The organism is Paenibacillus sp. EKM10P (genome assembly GCF_011800655.1).
GTDB classification, from domain to species: domain Bacteria; phylum Bacillota; class Bacilli; order Paenibacillales; family Paenibacillaceae; genus Paenibacillus; species Paenibacillus polymyxa.
On sequence record NZ_JAALET010000003.1, the window covers coordinates 405,797 to 428,335 of the forward strand.

The 22,539-nt window shown below is 47.7% G+C and carries 19 protein-coding genes and 1 pseudogene; 9 read left to right on the forward strand and 11 right to left on the reverse strand.

Annotated features, from left to right (window positions below; all coding sequences use genetic code 11):
- Both rd and HFE01_RS11240 read left to right on the forward strand, forming a co-directional pair.
- The gene (gene rd, locus HFE01_RS11235) at positions 1 to 171 is read left to right on the forward strand and encodes a rubredoxin (RefSeq protein ID WP_016822672.1); all 171 of its coding nucleotides are present in this window, start codon (positions 1 to 3) and stop codon (positions 169 to 171) included.
- Positions 172 to 232: 61 nt separating this feature from the next.
- The gene (locus HFE01_RS11240; RefSeq protein WP_107733893.1) at positions 233 to 937 is read left to right on the forward strand and encodes a Crp/Fnr family transcriptional regulator; all 705 of its coding nucleotides are present in this window, start codon (positions 233 to 235) and stop codon (positions 935 to 937) included.
- A gap of 98 nt (positions 938 to 1,035) precedes the next feature.
- Here the strand turns inward: HFE01_RS11240 and HFE01_RS11245 are convergent, their stop codons facing one another.
- The 4 genes from HFE01_RS11245 to HFE01_RS11260 form a co-directional block, all read right to left on the reverse strand.
- Complete coding sequence (locus tag HFE01_RS11245; RefSeq protein WP_107733729.1) at positions 1,036 to 2,763, reverse strand: glycosyltransferase 87 family protein; 1,728 nt, start codon at positions 2,761 to 2,763, stop codon at positions 1,036 to 1,038.
- A gap of 271 nt (positions 2,764 to 3,034) precedes the next feature.
- Positions 3,035 to 3,745: an MBL fold metallo-hydrolase gene (locus HFE01_RS11250; RefSeq protein ID WP_107733728.1), complete on the reverse strand. Its 711-nt coding sequence runs from the start codon at positions 3,743 to 3,745 to the stop codon at positions 3,035 to 3,037.
- A 224-nt stretch (positions 3,746 to 3,969) separates the two neighbouring features.
- On the reverse strand, positions 3,970 to 4,608 hold the full coding sequence (locus tag HFE01_RS11255; RefSeq protein ID WP_107733727.1) for an SDR family oxidoreductase: 639 nt from the start codon (positions 4,606 to 4,608) through the stop codon (positions 3,970 to 3,972).
- 100 nt (positions 4,609 to 4,708) lie between these two features.
- Positions 4,709 to 5,311: a TetR/AcrR family transcriptional regulator gene (locus HFE01_RS11260; RefSeq protein ID WP_017426132.1), complete on the reverse strand. Its 603-nt coding sequence runs from the start codon at positions 5,309 to 5,311 to the stop codon at positions 4,709 to 4,711.
- Between the two features lie 244 nt (positions 5,312 to 5,555).
- Here HFE01_RS11260 and HFE01_RS11265 point away from each other — a divergent pair, with 244 nt between their 5' ends.
- The 4 genes from HFE01_RS11265 (at position 5,556) to HFE01_RS11280 (ending at position 8,798) form a co-directional block, all read left to right on the forward strand.
- Positions 5,556 to 6,296 carry an ABC transporter ATP-binding protein gene (locus tag HFE01_RS11265; protein WP_017426131.1) on the forward strand — a complete coding sequence of 247 codons (741 nt, stop codon included), beginning with the start codon at positions 5,556 to 5,558 and terminating at the stop codon, positions 6,294 to 6,296.
- Positions 6,293 to 7,054 carry an ABC transporter permease gene (locus HFE01_RS11270; protein WP_019688952.1) on the forward strand — a complete coding sequence of 254 codons (762 nt, stop codon included), beginning with the start codon at positions 6,293 to 6,295 and terminating at the stop codon, positions 7,052 to 7,054. The genes HFE01_RS11265 and HFE01_RS11270 overlap by 4 nt, the downstream gene beginning before the upstream one ends.
- 135 nt (positions 7,055 to 7,189) lie before the next feature.
- Positions 7,190 to 7,537 carry a KGG domain-containing protein gene (locus HFE01_RS11275; RefSeq protein ID WP_013373683.1) on the forward strand — a complete coding sequence of 116 codons (348 nt, stop codon included), beginning with the start codon at positions 7,190 to 7,192 and terminating at the stop codon, positions 7,535 to 7,537.
- Between the two features lie 358 nt (positions 7,538 to 7,895).
- Positions 7,896 to 8,798, forward strand: a complete 903-nt coding sequence (locus HFE01_RS11280) for a helix-turn-helix domain-containing protein (RefSeq protein ID WP_044786971.1) — start codon at positions 7,896 to 7,898, stop codon at positions 8,796 to 8,798.
- A gap of 315 nt (positions 8,799 to 9,113) precedes the next feature.
- On the opposite strand, the gene HFE01_RS11290 is transcribed toward HFE01_RS11280, so the two are convergent.
- The 5 genes and pseudogenes from HFE01_RS11290 to HFE01_RS11310 form a co-directional block, all read right to left on the reverse strand.
- Positions 9,114 to 9,617, reverse strand: a complete 504-nt coding sequence (locus HFE01_RS11290; protein WP_107733725.1) for a hypothetical protein — start codon at positions 9,615 to 9,617, stop codon at positions 9,114 to 9,116.
- A gap of 74 nt (positions 9,618 to 9,691) precedes the next feature.
- Complete coding sequence (locus HFE01_RS11295; RefSeq protein WP_107733724.1) at positions 9,692 to 10,168, reverse strand: copper amine oxidase N-terminal domain-containing protein; 477 nt, start codon at positions 10,166 to 10,168, stop codon at positions 9,692 to 9,694.
- Between the two features lie 132 nt (positions 10,169 to 10,300).
- Positions 10,301 to 10,381: an AsnC family protein gene (locus HFE01_RS27770; RefSeq protein ID WP_080942692.1), complete on the reverse strand. Its 81-nt coding sequence runs from the start codon at positions 10,379 to 10,381 to the stop codon at positions 10,301 to 10,303.
- Positions 10,382 to 10,500: 119 nt separating this feature from the next.
- A pseudogene (locus tag HFE01_RS11305) lies at positions 10,501 to 11,216 on the reverse strand (SDR family oxidoreductase).
- Between the two features lie 59 nt (positions 11,217 to 11,275).
- The gene (locus HFE01_RS11310) at positions 11,276 to 12,220 is read right to left on the reverse strand and encodes an AraC family transcriptional regulator (RefSeq protein WP_107733723.1); all 945 of its coding nucleotides are present in this window, start codon (positions 12,218 to 12,220) and stop codon (positions 11,276 to 11,278) included.
- 166 nt (positions 12,221 to 12,386) lie between these two features.
- On the opposite strand from HFE01_RS11310, the gene HFE01_RS11315 reads away from it, so the two are divergent.
- The 3 genes from HFE01_RS11315 (at position 12,387) to HFE01_RS11325 (ending at position 20,756) form a co-directional block, all read left to right on the forward strand.
- Entirely contained in the window at positions 12,387 to 14,585 is a 2,199-nt protein-coding gene (locus HFE01_RS11315; RefSeq protein WP_117288842.1) for a glycoside hydrolase family 52 protein, read from the forward strand.
- A gap of 41 nt (positions 14,586 to 14,626) precedes the next feature.
- Positions 14,627 to 16,885, forward strand: a complete 2,259-nt coding sequence (locus HFE01_RS11320) for an alpha-glucuronidase family glycosyl hydrolase (RefSeq protein WP_107733722.1) — start codon at positions 14,627 to 14,629, stop codon at positions 16,883 to 16,885.
- Between the two features lie 280 nt (positions 16,886 to 17,165).
- Complete coding sequence (locus HFE01_RS11325) at positions 17,166 to 20,756, forward strand: family 14 glycosylhydrolase (protein ID WP_107733721.1); 3,591 nt, start codon at positions 17,166 to 17,168, stop codon at positions 20,754 to 20,756.
- Positions 20,757 to 20,936: 180 nt separating this feature from the next.
- On the opposite strand, the gene HFE01_RS27290 is transcribed toward HFE01_RS11325, so the two are convergent.
- Together HFE01_RS27290 and HFE01_RS11330 are read right to left on the reverse strand one after the other, a co-directional pair.
- Positions 20,937 to 21,050, reverse strand: coding sequence for a putative holin-like toxin (locus tag HFE01_RS27290; RefSeq protein WP_016822651.1), 114 nt, complete (start codon positions 21,048 to 21,050; stop codon positions 20,937 to 20,939).
- Positions 21,051 to 21,308: 258 nt separating this feature from the next.
- Complete coding sequence (locus HFE01_RS11330) at positions 21,309 to 22,337, reverse strand: NADH:flavin oxidoreductase/NADH oxidase (RefSeq protein ID WP_107733892.1); 1,029 nt, start codon at positions 22,335 to 22,337, stop codon at positions 21,309 to 21,311.
- Between the last annotated feature and the right edge of the window lie 202 nt (positions 22,338 to 22,539).

A 22,539-nucleotide genomic window follows, 5' to 3' on the forward strand; every position in this document is an offset into this window, starting at 1 on the left:
ATGAAAAAATATGTATGTCAGCCCTGTGGATACGTTTATGATCCTGCTATAGGTGACCCTGATGAAGACGTGATGCCAGGTACAGCGTTCGAAGACCTTCCAGAGGACTGGGTTTGTCCGGTCTGCGGTGAGGATCAAAGCCATTTTGCCCCTATAGATGATACAAAATAACAAGAACATACTATACTTTTTAGTTTCCGGTTGATGAATGGAGTGAATGAATGTGAATGAAATGTCCTGCCCCTGCCAGTGCGAACAGGAGCCCTGTGCCCGCAAAGTGCCTATCTTTTCCTCTTTGTCCTGCGAAGATTTGTGCAAGGTTAGCTCCATGATCCGGCACCGAAAATATCAAAAAGGCGAGGCCTTGATTGTCGAGGAACAGGCATCGGATACGCTGTACATTATTAAAAGCGGACATGTCAAGCTGCTGAAGATGACACCTCAGGGGAAAGAGCAAATTCTACACATTCTGACTACTGGCGATTTTTTTGGTGAGTTGAACATATTTAATAACGACGAGCTGAGTAATTTTAGTGCTTACGCCTTAAAGGACACTGATATTTGTATGCTCACCAAGGATGATATGGAGGAGTTGATCCGCAACAATCCCGATATCTCTTTGAGGTTGCTCAAAACCATTACCAAACGCTTGGCACATACTGAAAACCTGGCTCAAAGTCTGGCTACCAAAGACCCGGAAATCCGTATTGCCTACATGATTCTCGAACTCGGACATAAATACGGCAAGCCAGACGGCTCCTATATTAAAATAAATCTCCCCCTTTCACGCGAAGAGATGGCTAATTATGTGGGTGTGACACGTGAAACCATCAGCCGCAAGTTCGGAAAATTTGAACAACTAGGGATTATTCGTATCAAAGGTACACGAGAGATTACCATCTGCGATGTACAGAAACTGAACGAATATATGGATTAAATAAAAAACCGCTTCTTTGAGCTTATGGCTTGTGGCGACTTGGCCACTTCCCATTTGCCAAAGAGCGGTTTCTTTTGTTCTTTACATTTTGCTATCAGCTATTTCTCCATCGTTGTGTTCACACCTTGGGATGACGCTCCCCATGTTAATTGCTCCGATGGAAGCTCCGGGAGAACCATGTCCTTGGCAGGCGCAGCCTGAACTGTAGCCAGCCTGGAGCAATCCCACACTACCTTGACCAAATACACAAACAACAACACGTTTAGCAATGATGTCACACACAAAATAATACCGTAATGATCCTGAGAATTGGAGCTATAGAAAATATCAAAGGTGTTCAGGAAAATCGTAAGACTGAATCCACCCGCAAGCCACAAAAATCTGCGATCTCGCAAATACAGGTACGCCAGTACAGCTAACGCGGCCGCAGGGAACAGGTACCGTTCATGCATGCTGGAAGCGAAGGTAAATACACCTGCAATGAGTACCAGTGCAGCTGCTGTTGCGAACTGTGGTTTCCGACTGCGGATATACATCCACCATGTAAACAAAGTCACCAGCACAATGCAGATCATACCCCATGTATGGTAACTGAACAGGAACAGCGTTGTAGTGTCCTGCGTATAATTGCCACCAATGAGTGCGAAGAAGTTATACGCGTTCACCGAAGCATATGGATATTCGCCAACTGTCCCCTTGTATAAATCAAGCAGCCATAATGGCTCCTGCCCCCATGAAAATGGCAATATGACCAGAATGGTTGTCACAACGGCACCACCAATGGACAACAGCCAAGGCTGTATTTTGCGCTGTCTCAGTAGTTCGAAGAACAGGACCGGCCCATAAATAATGCCCTGTGGCTTCATCAATACCGCTATCGTAAACAGTACAGCGGACCAGCCGATCCGGTTTTCCACCAGCAGCACAATCATGCCTACAATCAGCATGGTAAAGAATGAATCTACCTGTCCCCAGAAGGTCGAATTGATAAATACAGCCGGGTTAAACACGTAGAATATGGCCAATCCGAGGCTCACTCCATAGCCGACCCGTTTGCTTGCCAACCGGTACAGCATGTACGCTGTCACGATATCCGCTAATATATTCGGAAGCCGCAGCAGTACGGTCATATAAGGACTGAAGGCATCCGTAGAGCCGATTTTACCGATCACATATAAAATATAAATATAGAACGGTGGATAGTCACTGGAACCATTCGTGTAAAAGCCTGACAAGCTATTCGCTGCTGTCGTAGCCCAGTTTCGGAATAGCATTAAGTCCATGTGACCCGAGATCCATGGGGCGATCGCCATTCTTAAAAAGAACCCTGCACCCAGCACAGTCCATAGCATCAGTCCCCGGTTACGTTCCCCGAGCTTCCATTCTTGAGCCCGAAAACGGTACGCAATAAACACGAACGCACCGAAGAACAAAGCGGCGAAAATCGCCATCGGAGTAGCATAAGCAGATGAAGAATTTCCATTCCTTCCACCACCCATACCACCGCCTGGACCGCCCATGCCCATTCCAGATCCGTTACCAGACATGCCACCCGGACCTCTGTTGTGCTGTCCGTCTCTAGCAATACCACTGCCGCCCGATGCAGACGTATCATTCCCGGCCGTTGTGCCTTTGTCACCTGATATCGGTGGATTCTCAGTAGTGGAGTTGGTCGTCTGACCTGTCGTCCCCTGATTCTTGCCGTCAGAGCTGTTCGTCGCATCCGTAGATGCTGAGGACGAATTCTGCTGGTCCTGTCCTACATTTCCTGTTCCACGGTTCCCCGTAATCTGACCGTCAGAGGAACGTTGCCCCGGTCCTCCCATACCTCCGCCTGGTCCTCCTCCGAACCCGCCGGATGGGCCTTGCCTCACTGCCGCAGACTGAGACGCAGAACTACCTGAGTAACTCCATAACGACACGATACTAACGGCAGCACACAATATGAGACTAAATAGAAGTATATATTTCAGACCGTTCGCTTTCCAAACGTTCAAATCCGATGCACCTCTCTCTGTTTCCATTTTCCTCATATTGTATCTGCCTTAGCTTAGGACTTTGTGAGTTCTGGCTGAATGTTGGCTGAATACGTAATCATCACACTGAACATTGCTGTTCCATCTCCATAATCGCTCTTTCCAGCTGAGATTGTGGATGCTTCAGCATGTTGCCATGACCGGCTGCTAATAGAGACGGATTGCAAGACGCCAGCTTTTTGGCGCTTGCCAGCGAAATTTCCTTGTTCCAGGTAGCTAGTGCCGGAAAAGGAAACAGCGGCTTGAGCCTTCCCGCCACCGCAACACCACCCCGAGTCTGAAAGGCATCACCTGCAATCAACGCACGTGTACGGGTATCCAAAAATCCCATCGAGCCCGGCGTATGTCCCGGTGCGCTGATTGCCAGCAGCGAACCCACATGATCCCCATCCTCCAGTAAAACGTCAGGCTGGGTAAGGATATTCTTCGGCACGCTGCCCCGAATAGGAGTGTCCGGTTCGCCTGCCTCCAACGATACATCACCCTTCAGCAGCCGAGCATCCCGTCTTGAAATGAATACTTGTGCCTCAGAATACTTTGCCTTCAGCTTATCCAACGCACCTACATGATCCCCATGCGCATGGGTAAGTACAATTCGTACAATCGTCTGCCCAATGCGCGCCGCAGCTTGTTCAATACCCTGAGCACTATATGGCAATCCGGCATCGATCAGGGTAAGCCCCTCTTTCTCCTCCACCAAATAACAGTTCACCGGGAACAGCCGGGGCATAAACGTCAATTGATACACATGCTGCACCTGAACGATACGCATTTTATCTCATCTCCTTTTCTTGATCGTAAACTAATTATATTAGTATTATAATTAACGTAATTAGTTTTAGGCAAATTTTTCGTAATATGCCCATCGGAACGTTGGTTTTTTGGTCATACGTAGCGTTAAAGGAAAGGATTATACAAAGCAAAAAGCAGACCCGGAATCCTACCTCTGGGTCTGCCTTTATTCATATTATGCACATGTCTTTCAATTCATTAGCTCTACCGGATGGCCTCAGCAATAGGCGTACTGCCGGACACCAAATCAATCGCACGATGATACGTCTGTTTTTCCTCCAGTGCTGCTACCACCGTTGCCGCTACATCTTCACGTGAGATGGTATGGCTGGTAAGATCTTCACCAGTAGCAACCTTGCCAGTACCCTCATCATCTGTTAGCCCGCCGGGACGAAGAATCGTGTAATCCAGATTGCTCGCTTCCAGCAAGCGATCTGCATAATGCTTTGCCACATAGTACGGCTTAATCGATTCGGGCCACTGCTCCCGGTTCTCCGCATGTAGAGCGCTGACCATAATAAAGCGCCGGATACCCGCTTGCTCAGCGGCCTCCATCGCCTTGACTGCTCCATCAAGGTCGATGAGCAGTGTTTTATCCGCTCCTGTTTTGCCGCCGGAGCCTGCCGTGAACACGACAGCATCGCTGCCTTTTATACCTGCAGCAATTTCATCAACTGTCCCTTCAAGGTCAGCCACTACCGTTTCTGCTCCCAAACGTTCAAGCGCTTCGGCCTGATCCGGTTTGCGAATTAACGCCTTTACGCGATGCAATTCATGTTGCCCCAGTAGGCGAACGAGATGTCTGCCTACTTTTCCATTGGCACCAATCACCAATACGTTCACTCTTATCCCTCCTGTATTCACGGTCTGTCATCTACTTTATACTGATATATTTTACCCTTTGAGTCTAGGACGCAATCATATGGGCTATATCAGATTGAACTCAGTTTTTTTCTGAATGCTCCACATCTCGCTTATGCTGTAACACGCGAAGACCTGCCCAAAAGGTGTCCATCATCACTTCGATACTCCGATCCACATCCACAGGTAAACCAAAACCACCCTTTTGTTCAAGCGAGGCAAAACCATGCAGAAGACTACGGAATCCCCTCGCTGCATGAATGCAATCTGCTTCGTTGAAACCGTAGCCACTGGATAGCACGGTAATGACAAGTTCCGCTACGCGATCCGCTGCATGTCTTAGCTCGGTATCATTTCGGTCAGTTGCATACAGCATCGCTTCATACAAACCAGGTCGCTCGCGCGCATACTGCATATACGCTCTCCCCATAGCAGTCAGCGCATCTTCGCCTGCTCTGCCTACGGCTGCGCTCACCAATGCCTCCTCTAACTTTTCGAGGCTATGTAATGCTAGCACATGACGCAATCCGTTCAACCCGTCCACATGGTTGTACAAAGATGGAGGACGAATATGCAGCTTTTGCGCCAGCGTAGTGAGCGTGACATCTCCCATCCCACGTTCATTGGCAATATCCTCAGCAGCCTTCAGGATATCTTGTAGCTTTACTCCATGTCTAGGTGACATCATCCTGTCCCCTTTCGTTGAATTCCTATGTAAGGTGATTTTCATATGGATATACAGACTAAGTTCTTATTTTGTCTTAACTAATCCTGTTAGTTTATACAAAGAGGGTCCCGTTTGCAACAGTTCCATCCCCCGGATCTTTTTTAGAAGAAGAGCCAGTAGGATATTACTGATATAATACAAAGAGATTATAGAGCGGATCTGATATCTTTTCCGATTCCCTGCAAAGGAGCTAACTATATCTATGGAATCCAAGCCACTTCCAGCTATTGAATTTAATCATATCACCAAATATTTCACCGGATCGGGGCAGCAACGTGCTGTCCTGAACGGGATTACAGCAAAGGTCCCTCGCGGAAAAATCACGACACTGGTCGGTCCGTCAGGCTCTGGTAAAAGCACACTGCTTTCATTGTGCAATCTCTTGCTAACATCGGATGAAGGAGAAATCAGCGTCCTCGGCAAGCCTATAACCGAGTGGGAGATCCCTGAACTGAGACGAAAGGTAGCATTGGTTTTTCAAGATGCTCCCATGCTTCAGGGGACGGTCCTCTACAATCTCCAGACTGTAGAGCGGTTGCATGGTACGGTACTGGAAGATCCGGTTGGCCTGTTAGAGCGCGTAGGGCTTACCCGTGACCTGCTGGAACAGAAGGCGCAGGAGTTGTCCGGTGGACAAAGACAGCGCTTGGCCTTGGCACGGACGCTTGCGAACCGCCCGGATATTTTACTACTGGATGAGATTACTTCTGCACTGGACCCCGCCTCAGTCAAAGAGGTTGAGGAACTGCTGCTTCAAATGAACAAAGAAGAGGGAACAACAATGATCTGGATTACGCACCATATGGAACAAGCCCGCAGAGTAGGCCACGAAACATGGCTGATGATTAACGGAAGACTGGTAGAGCAAGCGGATACGGAGACATTTTTCAATAATCCACAGCATAGTGAAACCCGCAAATTTGTAGCAGGAGAATGGGTATGACGATTGTTGCCTTGATTCTCTCTCTTGGTTTTGTATTTATCGCCATCGTCATGTCCAAGTCCTTCAAACTCGGTTTGGACCGAGACATTATTATTGCCACGATCAGAGCATCCGTTCAGCTACTGGCGATTGGATATGTATTGCATTTGATTTTCGGGATGCAAAGCTACGGATTTATCGTATTATTCATTCTGCTCATGATCACTGTAGCTTCTCAAAATGTTGCACGCAAAGGACGGTTTATCCCTCGTCTCATGTGGAAGTCATTCCTGACGTTGCTGTGTGTGGAAATCGTTACACAGGCATTCCTGATTGGCCTGCATATCATTCCGGCAACAGCCCGGTACATGATTCCGATTAGCGGCATGATCATTGGCAGCTCCATGATTTTGTCCAGCCTGCTGGTATCACGGCTCAAGTCGGAAGTCCTGCTGCGCAAGCCTGAAATCATGCTCATTCTCGCACTGGGGGGAACCCCGAGACAAGCCATCTTCCCTATACTGAAGAATTGCATACGTTCCAGTATGATTCCAACCATTGAGGGGCAGAAAACACTCGGGCTTGTTCAGCTTCCCGGTATGATGACCGGACAAATCATTGCAGGTGCCAATCCGATTGTCGCCGTGCGTTTGCAATTGCTCATCGTATTCACTACCATGACCTCTGCCATTTTGACCAGCGTGCTGCTCAGCCTATTCATTTATCCGACATTATTTACCCGCGAGCAACAACTGCGCACAGAGTCCTGGGAGGTCTGATAGAGACGGATGCACCTAGTTATTTACCAACCATTTTCCATATATCAAAATAAAATAGACATGTTTAATTCCTGACACGAAGGTTAATAGATACACGTAGACGCTTTACTAAAATTCGATGAGGAGTGATTGAACATGGCTAACAACAACCAAAATGGCAAAATGAGTCGCGAAGAGGCAGGACGTTTAGGTGGAGAAGCTACTGCTAAAAATCACGACAAAGAATTTTACCAAGAGATCGGCGAAAAGGGTGGCGAGGCCACATCCAAAAGTCATGGCAAGGACTTCTATCAGGAGATTGGTGAAAAAGGCGGCGAAGCCACTTCCAAAAACCATGGCAAGGAGTTCTATCAGGAAATCGGTCGCAAGGGCGGTGAAGCCCGTGGCAATTCGGACCAAAGTGATAGCGACGGGAAAATGAGCAGGGAAGAAGCAGGCCGCAAAGGCGGCGAAGCTCGCGCCCGTCAACGCAAAAATAACTAAGATTGATTAGGATACGTTGTCGGTGCAGTTGCAACGCAAAGGCACAGACTGCATAGAATGCGAAGTAAGTGAATGTTTATGTTATAAAAGCCTACCTGCCGGTGTTCCGGTAGGTAGGCTTTTTGTGTGAATAGTTACTATTATCAAAAGACCACTTTCAACATCCCATCATACGTCATACAATATACATATTCAGGTTAAATAACCATCCTACATATATTATTACAAATGAAAGAATGGAATAGTCAGATTCTTTTCTCATATCGCCTTACTTATTGTTATAAAAGTGTGCATGCAACTCAAGTCAAATACTCCAGCATTCCGGCTGTTAAGATGGAGTCGAAAGGAGGGAATCCTCGTGTACGAATGGAACGAAATGGTCCAGCTTATGATTGATTGGATTGATAATAATCTTACTTCAGCACCATCATTGTTGAGAATGTCCGACCAGTTAGGCTATTCCCCTTACTACTGTACAAAACAGTTTCATTCTCTAACAGGAATGACGTTAAGGGATTATGTATGGATGCGCAGGATTAGTCGTGCAGCCCTTGAACTCCGGGACAGCAATGTCCGCATCCTCGATGTTGCCGTAAAGTACGGGTTTTCTTCACAGGAAGCTTTTACACGAGCATTTGTAAAAGCGTTCGAGGTAACTCCGGCTGTATACCGGAAGGAGCCCCGTCCTATTCCATTAGCCATTCGCGCCGAGGTATTCTCTCCTTATCATTACCATTTGAAGGAGCGGGATAAGATGGTTAAGGAGCATTTACAAGAAGCCGAAGTCAAAATTGAGCATATACCAGCACACAAATTTATTGGAATCTGGGATATCTCTTCTCGAAACTACGGCGATTTCTGGAGAAACGGCCATAATTGTGATGAAATTTGCGGAACCCTGGAAAGTATGTCTCACCTCAAGCTTCCCGGACAATTGGGTCAAACTGCAGGCTGGTTCTATCAGAATGGTCAGAAAGGCTATCTGTATGGAATACCGGTTGCTGCTGACTACACCGGAGAGATCCCAGCAGGTATGGAGTGCCGAAACATCCCCGATTCAGATTATCTGGTTTTTTTTCACCCACCCTTCAATTATTTAAAAAACAATGGAGATGTTATGAGAATGGTGGAGGAAAAAGCTTGGAACTTTGACCCACACAGTATGGGGTATGCATGGGATGAGGAAACGAAGCAGGATTACCAACGGCATTTCCCTGAGGGATACGGCTACGCAGTGTTACGTCCTGTAAAAGAAGTGTAGTAAAAAATCCCTAGAAGCCGCCACGATCTCAGGCTGATCGTCTCGCGGCTTCTTTTTAAAGGAATGGAGGTATAGGCAATGAAGTCCTTTCGCTTTTGGCTGGCCCTAGTCTCTTGTATAGTTATTGCTGTAAATCTTACGGGGTACGACGACTATAATATACTATTGGCTATGATTAGCCCGTTGGTTTGGGTGTATGAATCTTTTCGATTTGTGCGAAAAGCGCATATCCCCATAGCCGTTGTTTACTTCACTACAATAGGTTTCTGGTATCTCATAGGATATGTTATCGATCGTTTGATTAGAAAATTGAAATCAATTGAAATTATTTTCTAAATCATCATCTACCTTCTCAGGCTCGTACTCGACTGTTTTATAGTCAGGTGAAGAAGGGATCATATTGACCACAACATTCCTCATTTGTAGCTTGTAATCTCCTTCTTCAAAAGCAAGAATATACTTGATAGGAGGTAACTCCATATCTTCATACTTCGTGATCGAAGAAACAACAATTCTAGAAGGATCAGAATCATCCACGGACATGATACGATAATCAATCGGTGCCCCTTGGGCTTTTAAAAAATTAAGCCGTGCCCGCTCTGTTTTAAAGCGGTAATCATCAGACAGTGAAAGCATCTTATCGTAGTCACGACTCATAGAAGCGTTCATATATTCTGAAAATGTAGAGACAGCAGCCTCTTTGGGCTTATCGGGAAGTTTATAAGGTTCCTTATCCCCTCCAAAACCAGTAGCAACTACGGTCAAAATCCCTCCAAGAACAATCAAACAAGCCAACTTCTTATGTAGCGCAATCTTCAATGAAGAAAACCTCCCTCGCTAAAATTCAACCATATATTTGCAACATATACAGAGTTGTCGCCTTTCATAATAAGTCAACTTTTACTTAGATGCGGCTTGATAATGTTTACATGTATAGTCTTATTTATTAGGGTACTATCTACAGTCGCGCCCATAACCTCTGAAACCCATCGGAGAGGCACCATCACACGATTGGGTGATACTGGCATAACAGGCGCATTAGGCATTATTTTTTCTATATCATTTACATGAGCTACTTTACTGCCAATAGTCAGACGTACGATTTCGCCATGCTCAGAAAAGATTGTAACCTCCTGCTTCTCTCTATTCCAGCTTACACTTTCGCCCAAACTCTCGGATACAAATCGAATAGGGACATACGTTGTATTGGTTGCTCGTTCGATATAAGGATTTGCATCAGATGTGACTTCAACATTGTTTACTGTAAGGACAAGATTGTACAGATATTTAGGAAGTGCAGCATTTGCTTGATCTACGGTTACAAAGCAAATCACCGCAAATAGTATAGTATTAACTGCTCTTTTCAACATGTGATATCTCCTTTTTCAGGTAGAAACGAATTTATGAAACTCATTGAAACTTGAAATTCTACGGAATATGACTATGCAAATAGCTTGCATATCACAAGAATGTATACCTCAACTAAAAGCATACCACATTACCTAATTTCCCCCAATATTAGTTGTGGGCATGCGGGCCTGATTTTGCAGTATCTGTAGAATTTTATAATCCACTTGATCCATTCACTACATCTCCTTAAACACAAGATCTTAATTGATTTATAGAGTAAAAAGAAACCAGTCCAACACATTGTAAGCGTGTATTGGACTGGTGGACGTGTACACGTTGGCTTCCAGACAAATTAGATCAGCGTATAACCGCCATCCGGGAATAGCACGCTTCCGGTGGTGAACTTGTTAGTCATCAGGTACAACACCGTATGTGCGATTTCCTCATTATACCCCACTCGCCGTAGCAAGGTTACTTCCTTATATTCTTCAAAAGCCTGCGTCCGCTGCTCTCCCTCGGGGCCGTCCCGCCAGATCGTGCCGGGAGACACCACATTGACCCGTACTGGAGCCAACTCCACCGCCAACGCCTTGCCCAAACTTTCAATCGCGCCGTTAGCCGCTCCATATGTAGCACCAAATCCCATCGGCCGTTGACTGAAGGCTTCAGACATGAGAACGATTGAGCCATCCTTGGAGATATGCGGTACCGCATGCTTGGCAGCAAAATACTGCGGCCAGAATTTTCCCTCGAATGGAGTCTTCGCCTTTTCCGTATCTATGGTGATTGGACCACGTGTATAGCTCGCACCCGGAGTAAACAAATGATCGAATGTGCCGACCTTTTCAAAAAACGCCTGTACTTCCTCTTCCTTTTGATTGTTCAATTGAAAGGTCTCCACCGCTTCTGATTGTTCATAGGAATGACCTTCTTCGCCTGCTCCAGCTTTTCTGCAGAACGGCCAGCGATTACGATACTCGCTCCTTGCTTTGCTGCTTCTATGGCTGTTGCCAGCCCTATCCCTGCACTGCCGCCAATCACGACAACACGTTGATTATGTAAATTCATACTATTATCATCTCCTTTATAAGGATTGTATCATAACTATTTTATAAGCATATATATTTTTATTCGGGTGAACTTTCAAGGGCTATATTCTTGCGATAGGATGTCGGCGACTGACCGGACCAGCGTTTGAATTGCCTGCTAAAATGTGCAATATCCCCATAGCCGAGCAAATCAGCAATTTGCTGCACCGACCATTGCGGATCAGCCAGCAGCAGCTTGGCCTCATGCAAGACAAGCTCGGATAGATACACCCGCGGAGATACGCCAAAAACGCTACGGAATACACGATTACAATGAGATACGCTAATACCCAGTTCGGATGAAATACCCTCGATCCCATCCTGTTTTTTCAACGAGCCGGCCTGTCTATAAGGCTGATTGACCCTGCCCTGAAGACGACTGGCAATCTGATGGGCAAGCTCTGCCTGCACATATCCACGCCCTGGCAGATGAGCGGCTTCACTGGATACAGCCTCCCACAACGTTGCGAACAGTTCGAACACAGCAGATTGAATCCGCATACGCTTTGCCACTGAATCACCATCTATACCTTTGTCTTCAAGCGCAGAAAGACCGAGCAGCTTGCCTAGCGCTGGTCCCATCTGCTTCGCTACTGTGCCATCCGCTGGAAAAAGTACTTGCTCCAAACGGCTCAGTAGCGAAAGAAACAATTTATCATCAATGTCGAAATGCATGCAAAAATACGTAAACCCCTCCCCGTTACTACGGCTGGAGTGGACAATTCCTGGGCGCAAAAGTATCAGATCACCTTGTCGCTGGATGAAGCTGCGACCATCCACAACCATGATCTGTTCTCCCGCAAGCACGATGTTAATTTCATATTGCGGATGTTCATGTGGCGGATAGCTCCAGTCTCTTCCGACACTTCGCGTATGAATGGCAAACAGATTGACCGTAGTCCGCACATCGGGAAAAAAGAATTCCTCTGCGGCGACCGTAAGGTTTGGATCATGGGGATGCTTTGGTAAACGTGGTGACGACATGTTTTCCCTCCTAGCTTACTTACATCGATATACTTCAGTATATCGTTTCCAGCGCGATTTGGATAAATAGTTGAGCGATTTGACAATGGTTCCTCGGCACATGTCATGCTAGGCTCTAATTAAAGTTAGCCAAAGCCACATTTTATCATGAAAGGGGTTTCAATATATGTCGAAAAATATATTTTATAACACGCAGCATGCACCTATCGGTTCATTCTCCAGCTTTACACTTGGGTTTAAGGGTAATCGCGGCGGACTCGGCCTGGAACTGGGCAAGCCTGCTGATGAAAATGTATACATCGGGCTGCAATCCAGGGATGGCGGATCGTATGAGGCGCTTCCCTTTTTTGCATCCATACAGGATGAAAGTACCCGCTATGATGTGGAGAAAAAGGATAAAAAAACGGAGCCTCTGCTCGTTGCCTTTGCCGATCAGGACATCACCCGTGAGCTAAAAGCAGGAACCGATACATGGCAGGCAGGCGATTTGACATTCCGGCTGTACTCTCCCGTTCGCCCGGTGCCCGAGCCGGGAATTGCGGGCATAGATGAGCTGCGGGCAGCGTTGGTTCCGGCAGTATTTGCTGAGCTAACGATCGATAATACACAGGGTGCTGCTGCACGGAGAGCCTTTTTCGGCTATCAGGGCAGTGACCCGTATAGCGGCATACGCATTATAGGAGAAGATCCACGCAGGGACGCTATGGATTCTACCCGATTGAAGGAAAGACTCACAGGCATCGGCCAAGGACGAAGCACTGCTATTGTGACCAACAGCAGCGAAGCGGTACCTGCCAGCGGATTTGCGATGGAGAAGCTACTTGGGGAGACCATGGCTGATAACTTATCCTTTGGCTTAGGTGCAACGGGTGCGCTCCTGATGGACGTTCCCGCAGGGGAGAAGCGCACGTACGCCTTCGCTATATGCTTTTATCGCGGCGGCATTGTGACAACAGGCATTGAAGCATCTTATTACTACACCCGGCTGTTCAAGGACATCGAAGACGTGGGAAGCTATGCGTTGAAGCATTTTACCAACCTAACCGCAGCCTGTGTTCAGGCGAACGACTGGATCGAATCGGCGAGCTTGAGTCTGGATCAGGAATTTATGCTCGCTCAGGCAATCCACAGCTATTACGGCAGCACCCAATTGCTCAGTCAGCAAGAGGATGGCGAACCGATCTGGATTGTGAACGAAGGCGAGTACCGAATGATGAATACACTCGATCTGACGGCAGATCAGCTTTATTATGAATTGATTTTGAATCCATGGACGGTGCGCAACGAGCTGGAGTGGTTTGTCCAACGGTACAGCTATCGGGATGAAGTACGCTTCCCGGGGGAGGAACAGGCCTATCCCGGTGGGATCACGTTTACACATGATATGGGCGTGGCCAATGTGTTCTCCCGGCAAGGGTATTCCTGTTATGAGCTGGCAGGGATTGACGACTGCTTCTCTTACATGAGCCACGAGGAACTGGTAAACTGGCTTTGCTGCGCCACGGTATATATCGAGCAGACACAGGATCAGTCATTTACGACACGTATGCTGCCTGTCTTGTGCGACTGCTTTGAAAGCATGCTACGGCGGGATCATCCAGACCCTGCGCAACGAAACGGCTTAATGGGTCTAGACAGCTCAAGAACCCAGGGAGGGGCAGAAATTACGACTTACGATAGTCTGGATGTATCCCTGGGTCAATCCCGCAATAACATTTATTTAGGCAGCAAATGCTGGGCGGTATATGTTGCGCTGGAAAAGATATTTGCCTCAAAGGGGCTTAACTCCCTTTCACAGGAAGCTGGCTTACAGGCAGACAAATGCGCAGCTTCAATCACCACTCACATGACTGACAAGGGCTATATTCCTGCAGTCATTAAGGAAGGCAACGACTCGCAAATCATTCCTGCCATTGAGGGGCTGATCTTCCCCTATTTTACAGGATGTGAAGATGCGCTTAAGAGTGATGGGCGGTTCGGTGGATATATCCAGGCACTTCGACGCCATTTGCAAACCGTACTGGTACCAGGAGTTTGTCTATTTGAAGACGGAGGCTGGAAGCTATCCTCGACCAGTAACAACTCCTGGTTGAGCAAAATCTATCTGTCACAGTTTATTGCTCGTGAGCTGCTGGAGCTGCCTTGGCAGGAAACGGGGCAGGCGGCTGACGCAGCCCATGTCTCATGGCTCCTCCATCCTGAAGAATCCTATTGGTGCTGGAGCGACCAAATGCTCTCCGGTATTGCCCACGGCAGCAAATATTACCCACGCGGGGTTACCGCTATTTTGTGGCTGTATGAAGGCAAAGGGAATCGGCTGACCCTCCCTCAGCATATGAGTCAAGATGAGAAGCAGCATGCCTGAGACGAACGAACCCTCACTCGTCCAAAGGAGGCCCAAATAATATGAGCAAGCGTATGGATATGCCCAAAGGGAGCGGCTATGACGCTTGGCTGCACTATCACCGCGACCAATTTGTAGAAAAAATGCCTGCTTGGTGCAGAGTCATCGTGGTTCATGAAACAGATGATGAAGTGCTTCAGACGGCTGCGAGTGAGCTTCGGCAAGGATTGGCTGCCATGTTCGGACAGCAGCCGAAGATAAGTACCGCTCCTGTCCATGTACCATTCGTTGCGCTGGGTACGTTCCCGAAGCAGCCATATGTCGCAGAACGGTTTAGTGCAGAAGAACAGGCAGAAGTGAGCGCAGAAGGCTACCGAATTCGCGGAGTAGAGGTGCCGGAGCTTGCAGGTTTAACTGGGCAAGATCACGATGATATCAAAGGACAGTGTGTTACAGTCGCGGGTCAGACCTCCAAAGGAGTATTGTATGGAGTCTTTCATTTGCTGCGCTACCTGCAAGGAGGACTAGACGGCAATCTGAAGCCCACTGCCGGGGAATCATTGCACGCTCCCACTCTAGACCTGCTGTCTAATCCGGGTAACTCCATTCGCATGATCAACCACTGGGATAACATGGATGGTAGTGTTGAACGTGGATATGCCGGGGCATCTATTTTCTACAACCATAATACCTTTACTACAAATATGGAGCGCCTTCGAGACTATGCCCGCCTACTTGCTTCTGTAGGCATTCAGGCGTTATCCATTAACAATGTGAATGTCCATCAGGTAGAAACTGAGCTGATCACAGATCGGTTTTTACCTGATGTAGCCAAAGTAGCAGCCGTATTTCGCGCCTATGGTATCCAAATCTACTTGAGCATTAACTATGCCAGCCCGATTCAGCTCGGTGGATTAACCACAGCCGATCCTCTGGACCCCGGTGTAGCTGAATGGTGGCAGACCAAAGCACAGGAGGTTTACGCAGCCGTTCCCGATCTGGGTGGTTTTGTGGTTAAGGCCGATTCTGAAAATCGGCCCGGTCCCTTCAGCTATGGGCGCCATCACGCCGATGGAGCCAACATGCTGGCGGATGCGCTACGGCCCTATGGCGGGCGTGTGATTTGGCGCTGCTTTGTCTACGACTGCAAACAGGACTGGCGTGACCGCAAGACGGATCGGGCTCGCGCGGCCTTTGACCATTTTAAACCACTGGATGGGCTGTTCCGGGAAAATGTCATTTTACAGATCAAAAATGGCCCGATGGATTTTCAAGTGCGGGAGCCTGTATCCCCCCTATTCGGCGCGCTGGAAGCCACTCAGGTACTGCTGGAATTTCAAATTGCGCAGGAGTATACCGGACAACAAAAACATCTATGTTATCTGGTTCCGCAATGGAAGGAAGTGCTCGATTTTGATACCTACTCACAGGGAAAAGGCTCCACCATCAAGCGTATCGTGAGTGGCGTTTTGCATAGCAACAGCGGTTCTGATTCTCCTCGCAGGGAGACTATGGTCCATGCAAACAGCGGTAGTTTCCAGGAGGAGCCAACACATCATGTTCCCAAGCACAACAACTTCGGAATAGCCGCTGTTTCCAATATTGGTGCAGACACCAATTGGACCGGGCATTTGCTCGCCCAGTCCAATCTTTACGGCTACGGTCGGTTGGCATGGGACCCGGATCTATCCGCAGATGAAATCGCAGATGAATGGGTTCGGCTGACATTTAACAATAAAGGTAAGGATGACGATGATACAGAGTTAATTCCTACCATTAAGCAGATGCTGCTCGATTCATGGAATATCTACGAGTCCTACACCGCGCCCCTTGGGGTCGGTTGGATGGTCAGTCCCAATCACCACTATGGGCCCGATGTAGACGGGTACGAATATTCGATGTGGGGCACCTACCATTTTGCCGATTGCCAGGGTATCGGAGTAGATCGGACAACCGCAACCGGAACGGGCTATGCAGGACAATATTTTCCTCCCGCTGCCGAGATCTACGAATCTACAGACACCTGTCCGGATGAACTGCTCTTATTCTTTCACCACGTCCCTTATACGCACATGCTCCACTCTGGCCAAACGGTCATACAGCATATTTATGATACTCATTTTGAAGGTGCAGAACGTGCGGCCCATCTCCGAGATACATGGGTTAGTCTGCGTGAGCAAATAAATGAAAGGGTGTATGAACAGGTGCTGGCGCGACTAGAGCATCAGGCTGAGCACGCCAAGGAATGGCGGGATCGAATCAATACGTATTTTTATCGTAAAAGTGGTATTCCCGACGAAAAAAATCGTCCTATCTATTAAGAAGGTTGTCTCATGCAATAGTTGCATACACACTGAGATTTTCTTTCCTTATTTTATTACGGGAATTTACTATCTATAAAAGACACACGTCTTACTGAGACCTGTGTCTTTTTTGCCTGGTTTAATTTAAACGCACGGATGCTAACGCAAAATGTCATATTTGTCCACCTTGAGTGTGCAATAAATTCTTCTTTTTATGCAACCGCTTGCTCTATACTATTTTTGTAGACGTTTACAAAATGTTGTCGAATTAGACTATGCTTTGGGGAGGATGATCGGTTTGACCTTGTATCGAAGTCTATGGAAAAAAGGGTGTATGCTTCTACTAAGCCTTGTGCTGTCTCTGACCGCCTTCATTGGCTCACCCTCTAATACGGCGAGCGCCGCGGTTGCAGATGATTTTCAGGCTTCCGTTATGGGACCACTGGCGAAAATCAACGACTGGGGTTCCTTCAAAAAGCAACTGCAAACGTTGAAAAACAATGGCGTGTATGCCATCACTACCGACGTCTGGTGGGGCTATGTAGAAAGTGCAGGAGATAACCAGTTCGATTGGAGCTACTACAAAACCTATGCAGATGCCGTGAAAGAAGCGGGACTGAAGTGGGTTCCTATTATCTCTACGCATAAGTGTGGAGGAAATGTGGGAGATGATTGCAACATCCCACTGCCAAGCTGGCTGTCAAGCAAGGGTAGTGCAGATGAAATGCAGTTCAAGGACGAAAGCGGCTATGCCAATAACGAAGCCCTTTCCCCATTGTGGAGCGGGACTGGCAAACAATATGACGAGTTGTATGCCTCATTCGCTCAAAACTTTGCCGGGTATAAAAGTATCATTCCCAAAATTTATTTAAGCGGCGGTCCTTCCGGGGAATTGCGCTATCCGTCCTACTACCCGGCAGCGGGCTGGAGTTACCCGGGACGAGGCAAGTTCCAAGCCTATACTGAAACAGCCAAAAATGCATTCCGTACAGCTATGAATGACAAGTACGGATCATTGGACAAGATTAATACTGCTTGGGGCACCAAGCTTACCAGCCTTAGCCAAATCAATCCACCGACCGACGGGGACGGATTTTACACGAACGGCGGGTATAATTCCGCGTATGGGAAGGATTTTCTGTCGTGGTACCAAAGTGTGCTTGAGAAGCATCTAGGTGTCATCGGAGCAGCTGCCCACAAGAACTTTGATTCTGTGTTTGGTGTCCGGATTGGGGCCAAAATTTCCGGTCTGCACTGGCAGATGAACAATCCTGCCATGCCGCACAGCACAGAACAAGCAGGTGGATATTATGATTACAACCGTCTCATTCAGAAATTCAAGGATGCCGATCTAGACTTGACATTTACTTGCCTGGAGATGAGTGACAGTGGCACAGCACCGAATTATTCGTTGCCGTCCACCTTGGTTGATACCGTCTCCTCTATCGCGAATGCCAAGGGTGTTCGCCTGAATGGTGAAAATGCACTGCCGACAGGCGGCAGCGGCTTCCAAAAAATCGAGGAGAAAATCACGAAGTTCGGTTATCATGGGTTTACGTTATTGCGCATCAGCAATCTCGTCAACAATGACGGCTCACCAACCGGTGAGTTGAGTGGATTCAAACAATATATCATCAGCAAAGCCAAGCCTGACAATAATGGCGGTACAGGCAACAAAGTAACGATATACTACAAAAAAGGCTTCAACTCGCCTTACATTCACTACCGCCCGGCTGGCGGAAGCTGGACTGCTGCTCCTGGTGTGAAAATGCAGGCTGCCGAAATTAGCGGCTATGCTAAAATTACCGTCGATATCGGTTCTGCCTCCCAATTGGAAGCCGCCTTTAACGACGGCAATAACAACTGGGACAGCAACAACACCAAAAACTACTCGTTCAGTACAGGCACTTCTACCTACACGCCTGGTAACAGCGGCAATGCAGGAACGATTACATCAGGCGCTCCAGCGGGCACAAATCCCGGGGATGGCGGCGGTACAGCTAACAAAGTAACGGTATACTACAAAAAAGGCTTCAACTCACCTTACATTCACTACCGTCCGGCTGGCGGTAACTGGACTGCTGTGCCTGGCGTGAAAATGCAGGACGCCGAGATTAGCGGCTATGCTAAAATTACCGTCGATATCGGTTCTGCCTCCCAATTGGAAGCTGCTTTTAATGACGGCAATAACAACTGGGACAGCAACAACACTAAAAACTACCTTTTCAGCACTGGCACTTCTACCTACACACCCGGCTCTAACGGAGCCGCAGGAACTATCCGAACAGGGGCACCTTCAGGGAGTGTCCTCAGTGTAGTGACTTCCACCTACGCCACCGACCTCAACGAAGTTACAGGACCTATCCAAACAGAAAAACTTTCAGGTGTATCCTTAAACGTAAGCACTTCTACCTACGCACCCAACTCTAACGGAGTTGAAGTAACAGCTCAAACGGAGACGCCTTCGGGCGTCTTCACCCCTATGGATCTGGGTACCCTCTCCAAGCCCACCTCCCTCAGCACAGATTGGAGCAAACAGAGCATTTATTTTATCATGACAGATCGTTTCAGCAACGGTGATCCATCCAACGATAACTACGGTGGCTTCAATTCCAACAACAGTGATCAACGCAAGTGGCATGGTGGCGATTTTCAAGGTATTATTAACAAACTCGACTACATTAAAAATATGGGGTTTACCGCGATCTGGATTACCCCAGTAACGATGCAAAAGAGTGAATACGCTTACCACGGCTATCATACGTATGATTTTTATGCAGTAGATGAGCATCTCGGAACAATGGACAAGCTCCAAGAGCTGGTTCGCAAGGCACATGACAAAAATATTGCTGTGATGCTGGACGTAGTTGTGAATCACACAGGTGATTTCCAACCGGGGAACGGGTTCGCCAAGGCTCCTTTTGACAAAGCAGACTGGTATCATCACAATGGTGACATTACAGGCGGGGACTATAACTCCAACAATCAATGGAAAATCGAAAATGGTGATGTAGCTGGACTGGATGACCTAAATCATGAAAACCCTGCTACCGCAAACGAGCTTAAAAACTGGATCAAATGGCTGCTTAATGAGACAGGCATCGACGGGCTGCGGGTGGATACCGCCAAGCATGTACCGAAGGGTTTTCTAAAGGATTTTGACCAAGCTGCCAATACCTTCACCATGGGTGAAATTTTCCATGGCGACCCTGCTTATGTGGGCGATTACACCCGGTATCTTGATGCTGCACTAGATTTTCCGATGTATTATACAATCAAGGACGTGTTCGGACACGATCAATCCATGAGAAAAATCAAGGATCGCTACTCCGATGATCGTTACTATCGCGATGCTCAGACCAACGGTGTATTTATCGACAATCATGATGTAAAACGTTTCCTGAATGACGCATCTGGCAAGCCGGGTGCTAACTATGACAAATGGCCACAGCTCAAGGCCGCTTTGGGCTTTACTCTGACATCTCGCGGGATTCCAATTATCTACCAAGGCACTGAGCAAGGCTATAGTGGCGGAGATGATCCCGCCAATCGGGAGAATATGAATTTCAACGCCAACCATGACCTGTATCAGTACATCGCTAAGTTGAACTATGTGCGCAACAACCACCCTGCTCTGCAAAACGGTAGCCAAAGGGAAAAATGGGTGGACGACTCCTTTTACAGTTTCCAGCGCTCTAAAAATGGCGACGAGGCCATTGTATTTATCAACAACTCCTGGAATAGTCAAACCCGCACGATTGGCAACTTCGATAATCTGTCCAACGGAACCCGCCTGACTAACCAACTGAGCAACGACTCCGTTCAGATTAACAACGGCTCGATCACCGTAACTCTCGCTCCAAAGGAAGTTAAAGTTTTCACCAAGTAACAGTCACATTCAGTTACATTGATTATTCAGATGTGCTAAAATAAGTTATAGAAGGATATGCTAAAAAAGAGCAAGGATGCTGGTAACATCCCTACTCTTGGCAACAGCCGCTTTGAAGAGCGGTCGGCTGTTCAAAAGCGATCTAAAGAAATAGACCGTTTTCCCCTTGAGCAGGGCGGTCTATTTCTTTTTGTTTTGGTTCAGCGCAATAACAATCGTAACGATTAACCCGATCAACGCTATTAATAGCGTGCCGAACATCATCATTAATGTCAGAGCATCCTTAACCTCCACAGGCATCACCTCCCTTCCGGGAGACTTAGCCGACCGCCCACCTAAGCCATTCTGTTGTTACTGGAATTATAGCACGTAAATCCATCCTTTTGCGACAACGTTTTACAGCTTTATCAAACTAATCTTATGTGAACACTCATCGTCCTTTGTTGCTTACACTGTAACATCTGTCCATAAATACAAAACAGGCACCCGACGAAGCGTACACTTCGTTGCAGGTGCCTGTTTATATATAAACAACGTGGGAATACTTAGGCCTCAGTAGCCACGTTGATATTGTTCAGGTACGGAAGGCTTCTCGCCGCGCAGCGCCACCGCTGCATGAATCGCCCAATAAGGGTCGCGCAGCAATCCGCGTCCTACAGCGACCAGATCGGCATCCTCATTGCCGATTACAGACTGCGCTAAGGCTGGGTCATCCAGTATGCCGACGGCGATTACTGGGATGTTCAGCGCCTCGCGGATTTGGCGAGCAAACGGCACTTGATAGCCCGGGTAGTTGCCTGGTTTTCTGGCTCCAGCCGGGCCTTCTCCGCCCGAGCTGACATGGATCATATCTACGCCTGCAGCCTGATATGCGCGGCTCAGCTCAATAGCATGATCCACATCGTATCCACCATCTACGTATTCCACCGCGCTGATGCGGAAGATTAACGGCATACCCGCAGGCATTTGCTTACGCACAGCCTGAACGACTTCTACGCCGAAACGGGATAAATCCTTACCATACTCGTCATCCCGTTTGTTCGTAACTGGCGAGTGGAATTGGTGAATCAGGTAACCGTGTGCACCGTGAAGCTCGATTGTATCCACGCCTGCTTGAACCGCCCGGCGGGCAGCGTCTCCGAATTTTTGTACCATACCACGGACTTCCTCTGTGGTCAGTGCGCGCGGCTGTTTATAATTTGCATCCGGGTATGCAATGGCCGAAGGAGCCACCGGCTCTGCTGCATCCTCAGCTTTACGGCCTGCATGAGCAATCTGAATGCCAACCTTGGCCCCGTGCGCATGAATACCGTCAACCAGCTTTTTATACGCCGGAATATGTTCATCTGACCAAAGCCCCAGATCGTAATCCGTAATCCGCCCATCCGCTTCCACGTCCGTCATTTCTATAATAATCAGACCCGTGCCTCCAATTGCCCGGCTTAGGTAGTGGACATGATGCCAATCATTCGGAATTCCGTCCTTGGCTGTCACCGAGTATTGGCACATTGGGGCCATGACCACACGATTTTTTAACTCCAAATCTTTGAGTGTGTACGGTGTAAACAACGAAGTCTTCAAAACGCTCATCTCCTTTTTCATCTCTACCACATAACTAAAAATGCGTTCCAAATTACACGGTCTATTATAAGCATAATCGGCACAGTCCAAACGAAACAAAGAGATTCCCCCAACCGAGGTATCCCTTCGTATTTGCACCTTGCAGTCATTATGTATATCGTAAGATTGTAGATATATTGCACACAATCTATTATCCACAACT